Source organism: Bartonella sp. bp_1, from assembly GCF_055808085.1.
Window position 1 is genome coordinate 1,525,658 of record NZ_CM147851.1, and the last position, 15,391, is coordinate 1,541,048.

General features: G+C 45.5%; 11 protein-coding genes. 9 read left to right on the forward strand and 2 right to left on the reverse strand.

From position 1 onward, the window contains the following. The first annotated feature begins 14 nt into the window (after positions 1-14). From ACYZ97_RS07560 to ACYZ97_RS07590, 7 genes are all read left to right on the forward strand, one after another. Positions 15-218 (forward strand): Trm112 family protein, encoded by a 204-nt coding sequence (locus ACYZ97_RS07560; protein WP_473297871.1) that lies wholly within the window; start codon positions 15-17, stop codon positions 216-218. A gap of 67 nt (positions 219-285) precedes the next feature. Continuing rightward, positions 286-1,398 carry a 3-isopropylmalate dehydrogenase gene (leuB, locus tag ACYZ97_RS07565; protein ID WP_473297873.1) on the forward strand — a complete coding sequence of 371 codons (1,113 nt, stop codon included), beginning with the start codon at positions 286-288 and terminating at the stop codon, positions 1,396-1,398. A 370-nt stretch (positions 1,399-1,768) separates the two neighbouring features. Further along, complete coding sequence (locus ACYZ97_RS07570; protein ID WP_473297875.1) at positions 1,769-2,794, forward strand: aspartate-semialdehyde dehydrogenase; 1,026 nt, start codon at positions 1,769-1,771, stop codon at positions 2,792-2,794. A 378-nt stretch (positions 2,795-3,172) separates the two neighbouring features. Next, on the forward strand, positions 3,173-3,355 hold the full coding sequence (locus ACYZ97_RS07575) for a hypothetical protein (protein ID WP_473297877.1): 183 nt from the start codon (positions 3,173-3,175) through the stop codon (positions 3,353-3,355). A 209-nt stretch (positions 3,356-3,564) separates the two neighbouring features. Continuing rightward, complete coding sequence (locus ACYZ97_RS07580; protein WP_473297879.1) at positions 3,565-4,383, forward strand: MetQ/NlpA family ABC transporter substrate-binding protein; 819 nt, start codon at positions 3,565-3,567, stop codon at positions 4,381-4,383. 21 nt (positions 4,384-4,404) lie between these two features. Beyond that, on the forward strand, positions 4,405-5,415 hold the full coding sequence (locus ACYZ97_RS07585) for a methionine ABC transporter ATP-binding protein (RefSeq protein ID WP_473300663.1): 1,011 nt from the start codon (positions 4,405-4,407) through the stop codon (positions 5,413-5,415). A gap of 112 nt (positions 5,416-5,527) precedes the next feature. Further along, a complete protein-coding gene (locus ACYZ97_RS07590) occupies positions 5,528-6,133 on the forward strand; it encodes a methionine ABC transporter permease (protein ID WP_473300664.1) in 606 nt (201 codons plus the stop codon). Positions 6,134-6,237: 104 nt separating this feature from the next. Here ACYZ97_RS07590 and ACYZ97_RS07595 read toward each other — a convergent pair whose 3' ends face one another. Together ACYZ97_RS07595 and rpsU are read right to left on the reverse strand one after the other, a co-directional pair. Then, positions 6,238-6,975 (reverse strand): tetratricopeptide repeat protein, encoded by a 738-nt coding sequence (locus ACYZ97_RS07595; RefSeq protein WP_473300665.1) that lies wholly within the window; start codon positions 6,973-6,975, stop codon positions 6,238-6,240. A gap of 226 nt (positions 6,976-7,201) precedes the next feature. Then, complete coding sequence (gene rpsU / locus ACYZ97_RS07600; protein ID WP_473297881.1) at positions 7,202-7,417, reverse strand: 30S ribosomal protein S21; 216 nt, start codon at positions 7,415-7,417, stop codon at positions 7,202-7,204. Between the two features lie 215 nt (positions 7,418-7,632). On the opposite strand from rpsU, the gene ACYZ97_RS07605 reads away from it, so the two are divergent. Together ACYZ97_RS07605 and ACYZ97_RS07610 are read left to right on the forward strand one after the other, a co-directional pair. Further along, on the forward strand, positions 7,633-8,565 hold the full coding sequence (locus tag ACYZ97_RS07605; protein ID WP_473297883.1) for a 2-hydroxyacid dehydrogenase: 933 nt from the start codon (positions 7,633-7,635) through the stop codon (positions 8,563-8,565). A 232-nt stretch (positions 8,566-8,797) separates the two neighbouring features. Next, on the forward strand, positions 8,798-15,274 hold the full coding sequence (locus ACYZ97_RS07610; RefSeq protein ID WP_473297885.1) for an autotransporter outer membrane beta-barrel domain-containing protein: 6,477 nt from the start codon (positions 8,798-8,800) through the stop codon (positions 15,272-15,274). Positions 15,275-15,391 lie beyond the last annotated feature (117 nt).

The window sequence follows — 15,391 nt, forward strand, 5'->3', positions numbered from 1 at the left end:
AAGGATCATCAAGCATGAAATCACCAAAATCCGATCCTAAAATGCTCGAACTTTTAATCTGTCCTGTCAGCGGTGACACACTCACCTACAATCCGGACAAAGCCGAACTTGTCTCGATACGCGCCCGACTGGCCTATCCAATACGAGACGGCATTCCCATTATGATTGCTTCAGAAGCGCGCATCATCGATGAAAAAGAGATAAAATCCAAAAAATAACGTTATCAAGCTCTTTGCCTGATACCAAATCATGCTATAAACTCGCATAAACAAAGACGAGGATATTATGGCATCACGAAAACTTTTTTTGCTCCCCGGCGATGGCATCGGCGTCGAAGCAATGAACGAAGTGCGCAAAATCATCACCTATCTGAACAATGATCTCGGTCTCGATTTCGAATGCGAGGAAGGTCTCGTTGGCGGCGCTGCCATCGACGCACATGGCAAACCGATATCAGAAAACGACATGAAGCTGGCGCTTGAATCGGATGCTGTTCTTTTTGGTGCCGTCGGCGGTCCCAAATGGGATAATGTAGCCTATGATTTGCGTCCTGAAGCGGGCCTTTTGCGATTGCGCAAAGACCTTGAACTCTTTGCTAATTTGCGTCCAGCCATCTGCTATCCGGCATTAGCAAGCGCCTCATCGCTCAAGCCGGAACTCGTCGAAGGACTGGATATTCTGATCGTGCGAGAATTGACAGGCGGTGTTTATTTTGGCGAACCCAAAGAAATCATCGATCTTGGCAACGGCCAAAAACGTGCCATTGATACACAGATCTATAATACCTATGAAATCGAACGCATTGCCGCCGTTGCATTCGAACTGGCCCGCACACGACGCAATAAAGTTACCTCGATGGAAAAGCGTAACGTCATGAAGTCAGGCGTATTGTGGAACGAGGTTGTCAATGCCATACATAAAGCCCGTTACAGTGATGTAACGCTTGAGCACATGCTGGCTGACTCCGGTGGCATGCAGATTGTTCGCGCGCCCAAACAGTTTGATGTCATCGTCACCGACAATCTTTTTGGGGATCTTCTATCCGATATTGCCGCCATGCTTACAGGCTCGCTCGGCATGCTGCCTTCGGCCTCTTTGGGTGCCGAAGACCCGAAAACGGGTACCCGCAAGGCCATGTATGAACCCGTTCACGGTTCTGCACCCGATATTGCCGGCAAAGGTGTTGCCAATCCGATCGCCATGATTGCGTCATTGGCCATGTGTCTGCGTTACTCTTTCTTGATGAGTGCCGAAGCCGACCGTCTTGAAAAAGCAATTTCTATGGTGCTGGAAGAAGGTATCCGCACACCGGATATTTATGCAGACGGCCTGAAAAAAGTTTCAACAAGTGAAATGGGCGATGCGATTCTAGCTAAGTTCAGAACTATTGCGGTTTGACCGTCTGTTGGATCAATATCTTAAAAGGCCTCTATATGAGGCCTTTTTAGTTTTCTATATCCTCAAGGCAACAACACGATATTTTCTTACGGATAGATTGACTTTAATATAAAAAACGCTAAAAGTTTTTCTCCTTACGAAGGAGAGAATAATGCGTCATCTTTGCTCATTGCAGCAATATCGATTGTCCGCTACAGGCGGCAATGTTGACGCATGCTTCATCACAACAAAAACTGGCCTCATAAAACAGATTATTAAAACAATCTGACGTCCCTAGGCCTTCTCGCCCTCTCCCGGGTTTGGCCCGGGGAAAAAGCCCGTCATGGCCGCCGGGTTTCCAATATGAAGGAGAGGGACAGGAGAAAGACAAATGGGTTTTAAGGTTGCAGTCGCCGGCGCTACCGGCAATGTCGGGCGCGAAATGCTTAATATTTTGGAAGAACGCGGTTTTCCCGCTGATACGGTCGTGCCACTCGCATCACGCCGCTCACAAGGCACGGAAGTATCCTATGGCGACAAGACCTTAAAGGTCAAAGCGCTTGATACCTATGATTTTTCAGATACCGATATCTGCCTGATGTCGGCAGGCGGCAATGTTTCCAAGGAATGGTCTCCCAAGATCGGCGCCCAGGGCTGTGTTGTCATCGACAATTCTTCTGCTTGGCGTTATGATGCTGATGTGCCATTGATCATACCGGAAGTAAATCCAGATGCCATCGAAGGCTTCAAAAAGCGCAATATTATCGCCAATCCCAATTGTTCAACTGCGCAATTGCTGGTGGCTTTGAAGCCTTTGCATGATGCTGCCACGATCAAGCGCATTGTTGTTTCAACCTACCAGTCGGTATCGGGTGCAGGTAAGGAAGGTATGGATGAGCTTTTTGAACAGTCACGCGCTGTTTTTGTGGCAGATCCGATCTCGACCAAAAAGTTCACCAAACGCATTGCCTTTAATGTCATTCCGCATATTGATGTCTTCATGGAAGATGGTTATACCAAGGAAGAATGGAAGATGGTGGCCGAAACCAAGAAGATGCTTGATCCCAAAATCAAGCTGACGGCAACAGCTGTCCGCGTACCGGTCTTTATCGGCCATGGTGAAGCGGTCAATCTCGAATTTGACAAGCCAATTACAGCAGGCCAGGCCCGTGAAATCCTGCGTAATGCTCCAGGTTGTCAGGTCATCGACAAGTGTGAGGACGGCGGCTATATTACACCTTACGAAGCGGCAGGCGAAGATGCCACCTATATCAGCCGTATCCGTGAAGACATTACAGTCGAAAACGGTCTGGCCATGTGGATTGTATCCGACAATTTACGCAAAGGCGCTGCTCTTAATACGGTACAGATTGCCGAACTTTTGGTTTCCCGCGGGCTGATCAGCCCACGCAACTAACAAACAAAAAGGCCTTCTTTATGAAGGCCTTTTCTCTGACGGCCCTTCAAGAAATGGCCATAGTGATAATCTGATAGCATTGAACAACCTCATCATAATCGCATTTCTGTCTCTGGCTTAAGTAGATTATAGGCACCATGATTGACAGTAATGAGGTCATCTATACGTCCCTCTACACCTGTAAGCCGGTATTATAATAATCCTCATCGGCAAATGGTTTCCACCAACCAGTCAAGATAAATTCAGCCAAGAGGACAAAACGGTTACAAGAATTGGAATCATTCAAAAAAAGTGTTATAATGAAACATCTTTAGGAAGATATTCAGTTAGCTCTAGCATAAAGAAAAGACTTATGAAAATCAAAGAGGAGAACACGACATGTTACGCGCCGTAGCTCAACTCATTCTTTCTGGTGCTGGCCTTATTGCCGGGCTGTTCATTTCACCCAACTCCGCTAATTTCGATTTCATCCAGATGGGTGTCGCCCTGTTAATGATTATTATCGTTGCACTAGCAATCTGGTATTTGCCCCAAATTTTTAATCGTGATCATCATCGCTGATATCTATAGGATCATAACTAACGTCAAAGCAAAACTGCCAATATCGATTGAAGAGGCATAGTGTTTCACCATAACACTATTTAAAGGTCTGTTTTCGCGATTTTATAACTATTTAGCGATTTTTTTTACTTGGCTTCCGCATCTGATCGTTTAAAACTCCTCCCATGAACAACAAAAATAGTCATTTCATTCCGTTTAAGGATAGCTCCATGTTTCTTGACAAATTCAAAAGACGCACAGCACTTGGCCTGATTGCCGCCTTCGCTGCATTTTCTTTTTCCTCACCTTTGGCCTTTGCCGAAGACAAAACAAAAATCAAGCTTGGTGTGATGGATGGTGAAGAAGGTGATGTATGGAAAGTTGCCGTTAAAGAAGCCAAAAAACAAGGTCTTGATATCGAACTTGTCTATTTTTCCGATTACGCAATTCCCAATGAAGCTGTTAGCGCTGGCGAACTTGATGCCAATGCGTTCCAACATAAACCCTACCTTGATGCCCAGATCGAGCAACGTGGTTTTAAATTATCGATTGCCGGTTATACAGCCCTCTTCCCAGTGGGTGTCTATTCCCATAAAATCAAAAGCCTCGACGAACTCCCCGAAGGCGCAGAAGTTGGCATTCCCAATGATCCATCCAATGAAGGACGCGCACTTTTGGCCCTTCAAGGACTTGGGATTATTAAACTAAAAGATGTAAACAACATCATGGCTACACCGCTTGATATTGCTGAAAACCCCAAAAAACTTAAATTCAGAGAGCTTGATGCCAGCCTTGTCGGTGGTGCTATTGATGATTTGACAATCAGTGTCATCAACACCAATTTCGCTCTTCAAAGCGGGCTCAACCCTGAAAAAGATGTTATTGCATGGGAAAAGGCCGAAGGTAACCCATATAACAATATCATTGTTGTCCGCACCGAAGATCTGGATAAACCCTGGGTTAAAAAACTGGTTGCATCATATAATAACGAAACTGTACGCGCCGAACTCAAACGCATATTCGGCTCGACCTACGCCACTTCATGGTAAGACGTGAATAATCCTAAAACCATTTTCAAACTTGATAATATCCGTCGCAGTTTTTCTGGAACTGCGGCGGTCAATAATATTTCTTGCACAATCCATGAAGGTGAAATTGTCGGCATTATCGGCCGCAGCGGAGCAGGTAAATCAACCTTGATGCGATGCCTGAATGGACTTGAAAAAATTGATAGCGGTCGAATCGTTTTTGATGGACAAGATGTAACCCATCTAAGCGAGAATGAATGGATGCCAGTACGCCGACGCATTGGCATGATCTTCCAACATTTTAATCTGCTTTCGGCGCAACGCATTATCGACAATATTGCCCTGCCACTAAAAATTGCCGGAATCTCCAGAAAAGAACGCCATAGCCGCGCCATGGAATTGTTGGATTTGGTCGGTATGCATGACAAGGCCAATGCCTACCCCTCAGAACTGTCCGGCGGTCAGAAACAACGCGTCGGCATTGCCCGCGCTCTTGCTGCGAAACCTGATCTTCTTTTGTCGGATGAAGCCACATCAGCTCTTGATCCTGAAACCACACAATCCATTCTGGAACTATTGCGTGACATCAATAAAAAGTTCAATCTCACTGTTGTTCTCATCACCCATGAAATGGAAGTCATTCGCTCCATTGCTGACCGCGTCATGGTCCTTGATAATGGACAAATTATTGAAGAAGGGCTCGTTAAGGATGTCTTTGCTTCGCCGCAACAGGACACAACAATTGCCCTATTGCGACTGGTAACCCCGCAACTACCGGCTGAATATGCTCGCAAGCTGGCAAAACAAGGGGATGAAGCCGTCATTGAACTCAACATTTCAGGTGACATTGCCCGCCAGCCATTTCTCGCCATGATCGAGGATGAAACAGGGTTGCGTCCACGTATTCTGCATGGCGGCATGGATACGGTACAAGGCGAAACAATTGGCCGTTTTTTTCTGGCAATTCCCGCCCGTGATTCACAAAAGCTGGAAAAAGCCGTTGCCTGGCTTCACCAGCATGGCCGTTATTGCGAGGTACTTGGCTATGTCTAATCTCATTGCAGCTCTTCCAAAATTGCCGGACCTACAAACACTCATTACGGCTTTCCCGAAACTGCCCGATCTACCACAATTGCTTCCTGAGGCTTTATATAACACTGTCATCATGACCGTTTCGACATCGCTAATCGCTTTGCTCATTGGCTTACCGTTGGGACTCATTTTGGTGCTAACAGCCAAAGATGGCCTGATGGAAGACAAGCTCATCAACAAAACGCTTGGCTTTATTGTCGATACCTTTCGTGCAGTCCCCTTTATTGTACTGGCTGCATCACTTGGACCTGTTACATCTTTTGTCATTGGTCGACGCTACGGTGTCGAGGCCGCCATCTTTATTCTATGTATTTCAGCCACACCGCTTTATGCCCGTATGGCCGAAATGTCATTTCGCGCTGTCGATAAGGGGCTGATTGAAGCCGTACGCGCCATGGGTGCTAAAAAAAGCACTATCATCCGTGAAGTATTGATTCCTGAATCTTTACCAAGCCTTGTCACTGGCTTTACAGTTACCATTATCACCATTATCGCCTTTACGGCCATTGCCGGTTATATGGGTGGTGGCGGCCTCGGTGATGTTGCCTATCGTTATGGAGCACAGCGCTATTATATTGAGATCATGATACCGACTGTTATCCTGCTGATCGCACTGAATATGCTCATCCAATATTATGGTGACAAACTGGCACGTAAGCTGGACAAGACCAACCGATAAATAAAAGCCTCCCATTTAGGGGAGCAGAGCTAAATCTTATCCAGTTTTTCGGCTTATCCAGAAACAGATATCCACTTTGAGATATCAAAAGACATCCGGTTATATTAACCGCCGCGGGTGCGGCTCATACCATCACGTGCGCCCTTGAAACCAGGATCAAGAGACGCCGCTTTGGAATAAGACGCAAAAGCCCGTTTCTTATCGCCACGATGCTCATAAACAAGAGCCTGATTGGCCCAGCTTTCTGCATTATTACCATCCAGACGAATGGCCGCATTAAAATCATCAAAAGCATTATCCCAATCATTCAACGCCACATAGGATAAACCTCGTCCGTTATAAGGCGCTGGCTGATTGGGCTGACGCGACATGGCAGCACCAAAGTCGGCAATTGCTTGCGTATGCTGCCCGCGGGCCTGCATAATAAGACCGCGATTATACCATGCACGGCCATTTGTCGTTCCTGCCGAAATCGCTGCATTATAATCATTATAGGCCTGATCGAGCTGGCCCGCCTGTCGATAGACATTGCCACGCCCGATCAACGCGACATCATAATCCGGTTTTATCTGCAAGGCGCGATTATAATCAGCAATAGCCAAAGCGTTATTCCCCATATAGCGGTAAATCAAAGCGCGATTGGCATAGGCACTGTAAAATTGCGGATTAAGCTGGATCGCAACATTAAAATCATTGATCGCATCCTTATAAGCACCTGCACGACCATAGGCTGAACCGCGTACGTTATAGCCTGCCGGATCACGAGGATTATTCTTGATCACCGAAGTCAAAGACGCAATGTTCTCTCTAGACCCCTGCGCACGATCTTCTGGCGCAACCATAACATTGGTTGTCGTACAGGCCCCCAACAACAACGTTGCAATCAGGGTAAAAGAAGCTGTTTTATTCATTTTGAATATTCCAATATCGCGTTACTCGCCAAGTCTTCCACTTTGCCCTTACCAGGCCATAATCCAAAAAAACAAAAGCGGAAGCGCATAGCACTCCCGCTTTATATCATAAAAGTTATTAAAAAACTTTCAGCTTTTGCCATGCGGCAAGGCTTTATCAGCGACCGCTGACCATACCTTCACGCTGTGCGCGCTTACGAGCAAGCTTACGGGCGCGGCGGATAGCCTCGGCCTTTTCACGAGCACGTTTGACAGAAGGCTTTTCATAATGACCACGCATCTTCATTTCACGGAAGATGCCTTCACGCTGCATTTTCTTCTTCAGCGCACGGAGCGCCTGATCAACATTATTATCGCGAACGAGTACTTGCACGTTTAATCCTGCTTTGCTTAGATCCATAAATGAAATAACCATCCCGCTTTATGAACGGAATGAAATTCGTTGCGGGCCAATACCACGGAATAATCACACTTGTCCATAAGGAATTCATGAAAAATTTGGGTTTTTCATGATTAAAGGCTGTTATTTCCCCATCAAGCTGTGTTTATATCAGTGGATACAATCATATTGTCGTTAAGGACGAACCCATGCCAAAGCCCTATTGCCTACTTTTACACAAGACATTTCCACAAAAGAACCTTGATGACCTGAGCGAAATTGTCACGCTCGTCTCCGCAGAAGAGCCTATATCCGATGATATACTTAAAAAGATTACCTACGTTGCCGCCTCACCTATGATTGGTATGCCATCAATATGGTTTGAAAAATTACCTAATCTCAAATTGATTAGTGTTTTCGGTGTCGGCACCGACAAGATAGATATAAAAGAAGCGCGCCGCCGAGGTATTGATGTCACCACAACACTAAATGTATTAACCGAAGACGTCACAGATATGGCCTTTGCATTGCTTTTAAGCCTGACTCGAATGCTAGTCTCTGGTGATCGCTTTATCCGTGATGGCCGATGGACGAGGCGCGAAGCTTTTCCGCTTGCCACCAGCATTCGCGGCAAACGTCTTGGTGTAGTCGGCATGGGCGCTATCGGTCATGATATTGCCCGTCGCGGCGAAGCCTTCGGGATGAAACCCACCTATTTCAATCGCTCACCCAAAGCGGATGCACCATGGAAACGCTACGAAAGCATTACTGCACTAGCTGCTGAATGCGATGTTCTTATTGCCGCCATTTCCGCAACACCTGAAACGACAGGCATTATCAATCGTAATGTTTTGGAAGCATTAGGGCCGCAAGGTTACTTCATCAATATTGCCCGCGGTGCGGTTGTCAACGAAGATGACCTTATTGATGCTCTACGCAATAAAAAAATAGCTGGCGCCGGACTGGATGTCTTCTTGAACGAACCGGATATCGATAAACGATTTTTTGGTATCGATAACGTGTTATTAGCCCCACATATCGCCAGCGCCACGATTGAAACCAGAATTGCCATGGGACAGAATGTCATCGATAATATCAATGCATCAATTCGCGGAGCCCCCCTATTAACACTGATAAACTAATATGAATAACGAAAGAGTAACCATTTTTACTTTATTACGCAATTTTTATGCTTTTTTACTGTGTAAAAAGGTAAAAAAAGACATTTTTAAAACCACCCCAATTGCATTAGCCTGCCCCAGACAATAAAATAGAACCCATGTATTGAGTCTGTCTTATCCAATACTTTAGCGGGGCATTCATTAAATATCTGTCGTTTGAAAATTATTTAAAGTGCGACAGGTAACGGGGTTAATGATGAAAAATCATAGGCATTTTCTTTCGTCGGCAAGTTATACAACATTAAAAGTTGCCGCTATGGCAACGTTGCCTTTGATTGCAGGACTGGTAATATTATCAAGTACAACACTTCATGCAGATGCCGCTTCAACATGCGGTTCCTCTGGTGGGTGGGCGATTAATGGTACAGCCCCTAGCAGCGGAGAATGTAAACTAGGAAATTTTGACCCCGCACTCAACGATGGCAAAATGAACAATGTCGGTTCTATTGTCATTAATAACGAAGAAGTAACAGTTAAGGGTAATTTCAACTCCGTCACAGCAGGAACCAAAGTTGAAAAAGAACCAAGTAAAGGCTGGAATAGCCTGAATGATAATGACTTCCTTCAGCCAGACGGAACTGAAGGTGGTACCAAAATTGAAGGATCAGGCAAAAGTGCAAGCGACATCCATAACGACTTCAATGATTGGCGTGATCAGATAAAAAACGGGCCTGCAGTTGGGAGTGTCAGAGTTGGCGGCCGCGAAAAAATAACGGCAAAAGACCAAATCAGCGGTTCAAACATTGTTGTTAATGTTTATAAGACCGATGCATTTAAAAGTGGTGTCACAGGTGGTGGACAAGTACCCGATGGCTCTTTACCAAGCGGTTGGAAAATATCCGCTGGCGATGGTTATTATGCACCCGACTATAGTATCCAAAAAAACAGCAGCGGAAAAGATGAAATGACAGCCAATGTCAACAGCATTGGCCTCAACCTTGGCAAGGTTGAAAATGGCGGAACGATGAATATCAACATCGATGGCGACCTTGATGCCCGTGTCAAACAGGGCAAAATTTTCATGGCTGACGGTAAAGATACAAAATTAAACTGGAACCACGAAGGTACAACCACGATTGATTTATCAGCTGAAGAATACACAAATCCTAGCAAAGATTATATTATTCTCGCCGTCACGGAACCAACAAGTGATCCTAAATCTTATCCCTTAAAGATTACATTGCCAGACGGAAGCGTGCATACTATTCGCGTTACCAAACCAGACGGGACCTTGGATGCCACAGCAACAGCCGCCAATATTGAAGCCTACAACCAATATCTTGTTAGCGTTGTTCGTACAGGTAGCCAAGGCTGGCTGCTCAACCAAACCCAATACGATACACTCGTCAACAAAGCCTTGACCTACGATCCGTCAGATCCTCCAAGTATTATTCCTGAAACAAAATATTATAAAGTCAAAGATAAAAGCTATCTCAACGTACCTGATGAACTTTTGTTAAAAAATGGCTCCCAATGGAATGACGTTGCGACTAATGTCCTGATGTCTGGCACCAATGGTGCTGTTATAACCATGAATGCCAACCAGTCCAAAATAAATCTCACAGGCGGCATAGGAATTATATCCAAAGGAGCGGGTGGCGGCTATAAAATCAATGAAAACAATGCCCTTTCTGTTGCGGGTCAAGATGCGACAGTTCTTGTGCAAGGCGCTACAGGCCTTAATAATGGCGATATTTTATCAGGACAAACAGCTGTACGCATAATTAATGGCGGCGGTAAAAATGCTGATGGAAATACAGGCGTCAATATCAATGGTGAGATTTATGTCAACAATGGCAAGCTTACAGGTTCCACCGGCATGTATGTTGACGGCGGACGCACCGATGGACAAGAGGGCGTCATCCTCAACAATGGCATCATTACAGGCAGTTCCACTGGTGTCGTACTAACAAATGACAACAGCTATAATGTTGGTAATGACAAAACGACAATTGAAACAATCTCCACTAATAACAACGCCATCCATTTTACCAATGAAGATCAAGCCATTATCAATGGCGGTTATACGGGTATTTCTATTACTGATCATGCAAAACGCGATGTCGATAATAAAGGTACAATTAATACACAATATGGAGACGGTATTTTCATAAATAATGAAAATGCCAGTTTTGAGAATATGGATGGGGCAACTATCTATATAGGACGCGAGGCACAAAATGCGCCTGGACAAACGACCAATGATACATCCGTCGATAATGGAGCTGGCATAGCTTCTTATGAAGGCAACGCCTATAATCGTGCAGGCGCAAAAATCATTCTGGGTTCACTGACATCTGGATCCGTGGGTATGCAGCAGGGACGCGGAAAATATGATTCCGAAGTCATTAATAGCGGCATTATCGATATGAAAGAAGGTTGGGATTCGAACGCTCTCAACACATTGCGTAATACAAACTTCGGTATGAAAGCAATCGGCAATGGGCTTGAAACACCATCGGGCAGCGATCCAATACGTATTTTACGCAATGAAGGCACCATAAATGTTAATGGCATCAATACGATCGGTCTTGGGGTATTTGACGTTGCTATAAACTCTACTGGTGGTTATGATAACCTAGGCGGTGCTTTTGCTGAAGTAACCAAAGACGGCATTATCAATGTTGGTGAAAGCTTTAAGGGCAAAGTAACCATTGACGGTCGTACACAAGACGTGTTTTTCCGTAATTATGGCATCTATAGCGATGGCGACAAGGCATCTGTCAAAATGGCAGGCACGATCAATATGACCGGCTATGGTGTCGTCGGTGTCCATGCACGAATGGGATCAAATATCCACATTGAAGACACTGGAAAAATAGAAGCCACAATGGATGATGGTATTCAGTATGAAATTAACGGTTATAATGAATATGGCCGTCCAATCTATAAGCTGGATAGCAACGGTAACCGTATTCCTGTTTTGGACGAAAATGGCAATACAATTACAGCTCCTACCGATGCAAACCAAGTCGGGTTTTATATATATGGGCGCAGCAGCGATTCTAAACAAAGTTCAACTGTTACCAATCTTGCCCATGATCTAAAAATTAACACACAATCTTCAACATTATTTCTCATTGAAGCGGGTGCCGAATTCATTGGACAGGGTCTGTCATTAACAACAACAGAAAATGCTAAATACTCGACACTTATTGTTGGTATGGGGCCTAATCGTGGGCGTGACGGCCAATTTATTACGGATAAAATCGATCCGGCAACAGGCCAAGTTTACGTTACAAAAGTAATAACAAAAGATGCTAAATTGTCCTTGAACGCTGAAGGGTCCATGGGAATTTTTATTGGTGGCGGCGCTCAGGGACAAATCTCAGAAGATGGCAGTACGACCCCAACCCAAATCCTGCTCAATGCAAAAAACTCTGTTGGCGGTGCTGTTGACGGACGTTATCAGCTCATCGATGGCAGCTATCTGACATCAGGTGGAAAATATGTCGAATGGGATGGTTCTGATCCAACCAACCGACCCGCGACAGTTTTGACCAATTATGCCGATGTTCGCACTGGATCAACCAATATGGGAAGCGGTGAAGATGTAACCGGTTTCATTAGCCGATATGGTGGATTGCTTGTCAATAAAGGCAATATAGAGTTGATGCTCGGCGATCATAATACTGGTGTCCACGTGCTTGAGCACGGTAGATTGGAAAATTACAAGGATATCAAAATCGGTAGCGGAATCGGCATTCATGTCGAAGGTGAAAGTGGTCAGGTCAAAGCAGCATCCGTTACCAATCAGGCCAATATCTATGTTGATAATGGGCGCGCCGGTGTTCTATTGGATAACAACGCTTATCTCTACTGGAATGGTATCGGTGACACGGTCACCACCAATGGTACAGCCAACGGCTTTGAACTTGCCGCGGCCTATACCGATGAGCTTGGACGCGATCATACTGCCGCCGTTGGTGTTTCTATCGGGGTTAACAAGATCGAAGTCAAAGGAAGTGGTAACGGTGTCGAAAATGGTGCTGAAACACAATATATTTCCTTTGATGGCACCGAAATTGATGTCAGCGGAAAAAGTTCAGGTATCCGTACAGCCACTAATATTGATGAATATGTACGCGATAAAGAAGGTAAAGCAACCTCAACCCAATCGATTGCCATAATCAATGCTAGTGCTGACGCCATTGGTTATGATTTTGCCAATGCGAAAGATAAAGGCGGTGCCGATACCTTGCTTACCAATGATGCCAAGATTAATTCCGGTATCACGATCAATGGTTCTGACAATGTTATCGGCATCAGAACAGCAACGACAGGTACCGCAATCAATTACGGCACAGTCAATATGCTGTCCAATGCCAACAATATCGGTTGGCAAACTGGTTATGCTAACATTGTTGTCAACAGAGGTACATTAACATCGCAAAGTACTGCGTTGAAAACCGTTGTTGATCTTAGCAACCGTGACAATATCAAGTCGGCTATTGCTAATCAGTCACAAGGCGTAGAATTTTATAATGAAACAATTATCCACGCTGTAGATGATACGCACATGGCAGTTCGTGGTTCGGCATATAACGACAAATTCTATTTCACAACCTCAAGCAGCGATACGCGTGGTCTTCTTGATGCAGGCGATGGTTCGGATTATTTGCTTTGGAATGGCGGGGTCTGGGCTGGTGGCTTCAATATGGGGGCCGGACAAGACAATAAAGCCATTATTGATGGCAGTAATGGCTCCGGCGGAATCAATGGCGTTGATATGTCACAATTCAATCATGCCCAGGGTTCGAGCGGCAGTGGTGACATACTAACCTTTATCAGCATGGGAAGCAGACTGAATAATCCTAATGATACAACCAGCCACCCCATCCAGATCGGCAGCTTCAATCAGGATAATATTGCCAACGGTACGAATGTCGGCTTCCAATGGGAGCAGATGGAGTTCAAAAATACTAATGCAGCAATATCGGGCACGATCAAGCTAGACGGTAAAAGCGAGTTCTCTGTTGATGGCAGTAGTACAATCTACGCCGGACGGGGGCGCAAAAGTACGGTCGAAGGCGGTGAATCGCTTAAATTTGATCTTTCAGGCACCATCGACATGACCGATGCCTCGACAACTGACTATAGCCGCACCAGTGCTAATTTTAAGGATACCTTCACCATTAAAGGTGACCTGATCGGCACCCATGGCAAAGTAATGATGGACACTTGGCTTGGAACAGATCGTAACTGGCAAAATATCGCACCATCTGACCAACTTATTATTGATGGTGGCCATGTCTCAGGGACAACCTCACTGGTTATCAATGGCTATGGAGAACGTGGCCCGGGTGCCTTAACGTGGTATGATGGCATCAAGGTCGTCGATGCTAAAAATGGCGCGACAACAACCAATGATGCCTTTGTCATTGACCCGAATTCAAAATTATATTGCGGTGTATCGGGTGAATTATGCGGCCATGGACAAGCAACGCCAGATGGAAAAGGGGCCATCATGGTGCAGGGATCTGCCTTTGTCTATCGTTTGGAAAAAGGCAGCCCCGGCACAAGCTGGCCCGGTGTTGTTACCGATGTCTATCGTGATGGTTACTGGTCAAATGACTGGTACCTTCGTTCAGGTGCCTATCATCCCTTCTATAAGAGTACTATTCCGCTCTATGAAGCCTATGCAGGCGTGATCAACCAGATAAACCGATTGCCAACCTTGCAACAGCGTGTTGGCAATCGTAAGTGGATTACTGCAGATAATCTGGCACTGACATCTCTTGCTGCAAAAGTCGGCCGCGGCAGCGAACCCGGACAGACAGATCTTTCTATTGTCGATCCGGCAACATTATCAGACCAGATAGAAGGCTTCTGGGTTCGCTGGCAAGGTGATCACTCGCATACGGATTTGCGTCGGACCTTCTCGGGAGCCGATCATGACCTCAACTATATGACATTCCAGATGGGTGCAGACTTCCGCATCAATAAAGAAACGGCAGATGACATCTGGATTGCCGGTGTCGGCATGCATTATAAAACCGGTAAATCCAAGGTTAAAGGCTCGATCTACGGATCAGGTGAATTGAAACCGGACGGCTTCGGTGTGGATGCAACATTGACATGGTATGGTAAGCACGGTGCCTATATGGATCTACAAGCGGCCATTACCGCTTATCAGACCGACATTGAAAGCTATATGACCAAGCTTGACGGCATCGATAATGCCAAAGCAACGGGTTATGCCCTGTCTGCAGAAGTGGGGCAAAAATTTGCTCTGACCAATGACTGGGCGATGACACCGCAAATACAATTGCAATGGCTGAAAACCGACTATGATTCATTTGAAGACAAGATGAAAGCCGAGATATCGATTGAGGATGGCGGCGAAAGCCTCATTACACGCCTTGGTCTTGCAACAAGCAAGGATAAAGAGTGGAAGAGCGACAAGGGAGACCAGCGCCGTCTCTTCGGCTATGGCATTGCCAATGTCTATTATGATCCGTTGGGTGGCGATGCACGTACCCGTATTGCCGAGCTTGATGTCCATTATGGTGAAGAGCCATGGCAAGCAGGTCTTGGTATCGGCGGTACTTATAACTGGGCTGATGATAAATATTCACTCTATGGCGAATTGGAAGTACGTTCAGGGCTTACCAGTTTTGGTGATAATTATGGCTATGGCGGCACCTTTGGCTTCCGCCGCTCCTTCTAATCAAAAAAGGCCGGTTCAACCGGCCTTTTATATACGATTCATAGTCTTGAAATAAGATATAGGTCCAGCAAACACCAAAGGCGAAGACGCTACATATTTTCAGCTTAGGTTGAAAAT

What these genes read in the sequence shown, in the direction of transcription:
- leuB (WP_473297873.1), top strand. Translation starts at nt 286, where the DNA reads ATGGCATCACGAAAACTTTTTTTGCTCCCCGGCGATGGCATCGGCGTC.
- ACYZ97_RS07570 (WP_473297875.1), top strand. Translation starts at nt 1,769, where the DNA reads ATGGGTTTTAAGGTTGCAGTCGCCGGCGCTACCGGCAATGTCGGGCGC.
- ACYZ97_RS07590 (WP_473300664.1), top strand. Translation starts at nt 5,528, where the DNA reads ATGACCGTTTCGACATCGCTAATCGCTTTGCTCATTGGCTTACCGTTG.
- ACYZ97_RS07595 (WP_473300665.1), bottom strand. Translation starts at nt 6,975, where the DNA reads ATGGTTGCGCCAGAAGATCGTGCGCAGGGGTCTAGAGAGAACATTGCG.
- ACYZ97_RS07610 (WP_473297885.1), top strand. Translation starts at nt 8,798, where the DNA reads ATGATGAAAAATCATAGGCATTTTCTTTCGTCGGCAAGTTATACAACA.
- ACYZ97_RS07575 (WP_473297877.1), top strand. Translation starts at nt 3,173, where the DNA reads ATGTTACGCGCCGTAGCTCAACTCATTCTTTCTGGTGCTGGCCTTATT.
- ACYZ97_RS07605 (WP_473297883.1), top strand. Translation starts at nt 7,633, where the DNA reads ATGCCAAAGCCCTATTGCCTACTTTTACACAAGACATTTCCACAAAAG.
- ACYZ97_RS07580 (WP_473297879.1), top strand. Translation starts at nt 3,565, where the DNA reads ATGTTTCTTGACAAATTCAAAAGACGCACAGCACTTGGCCTGATTGCC.
- ACYZ97_RS07560 (WP_473297871.1), top strand. Translation starts at nt 15, where the DNA reads ATGAAATCACCAAAATCCGATCCTAAAATGCTCGAACTTTTAATCTGT.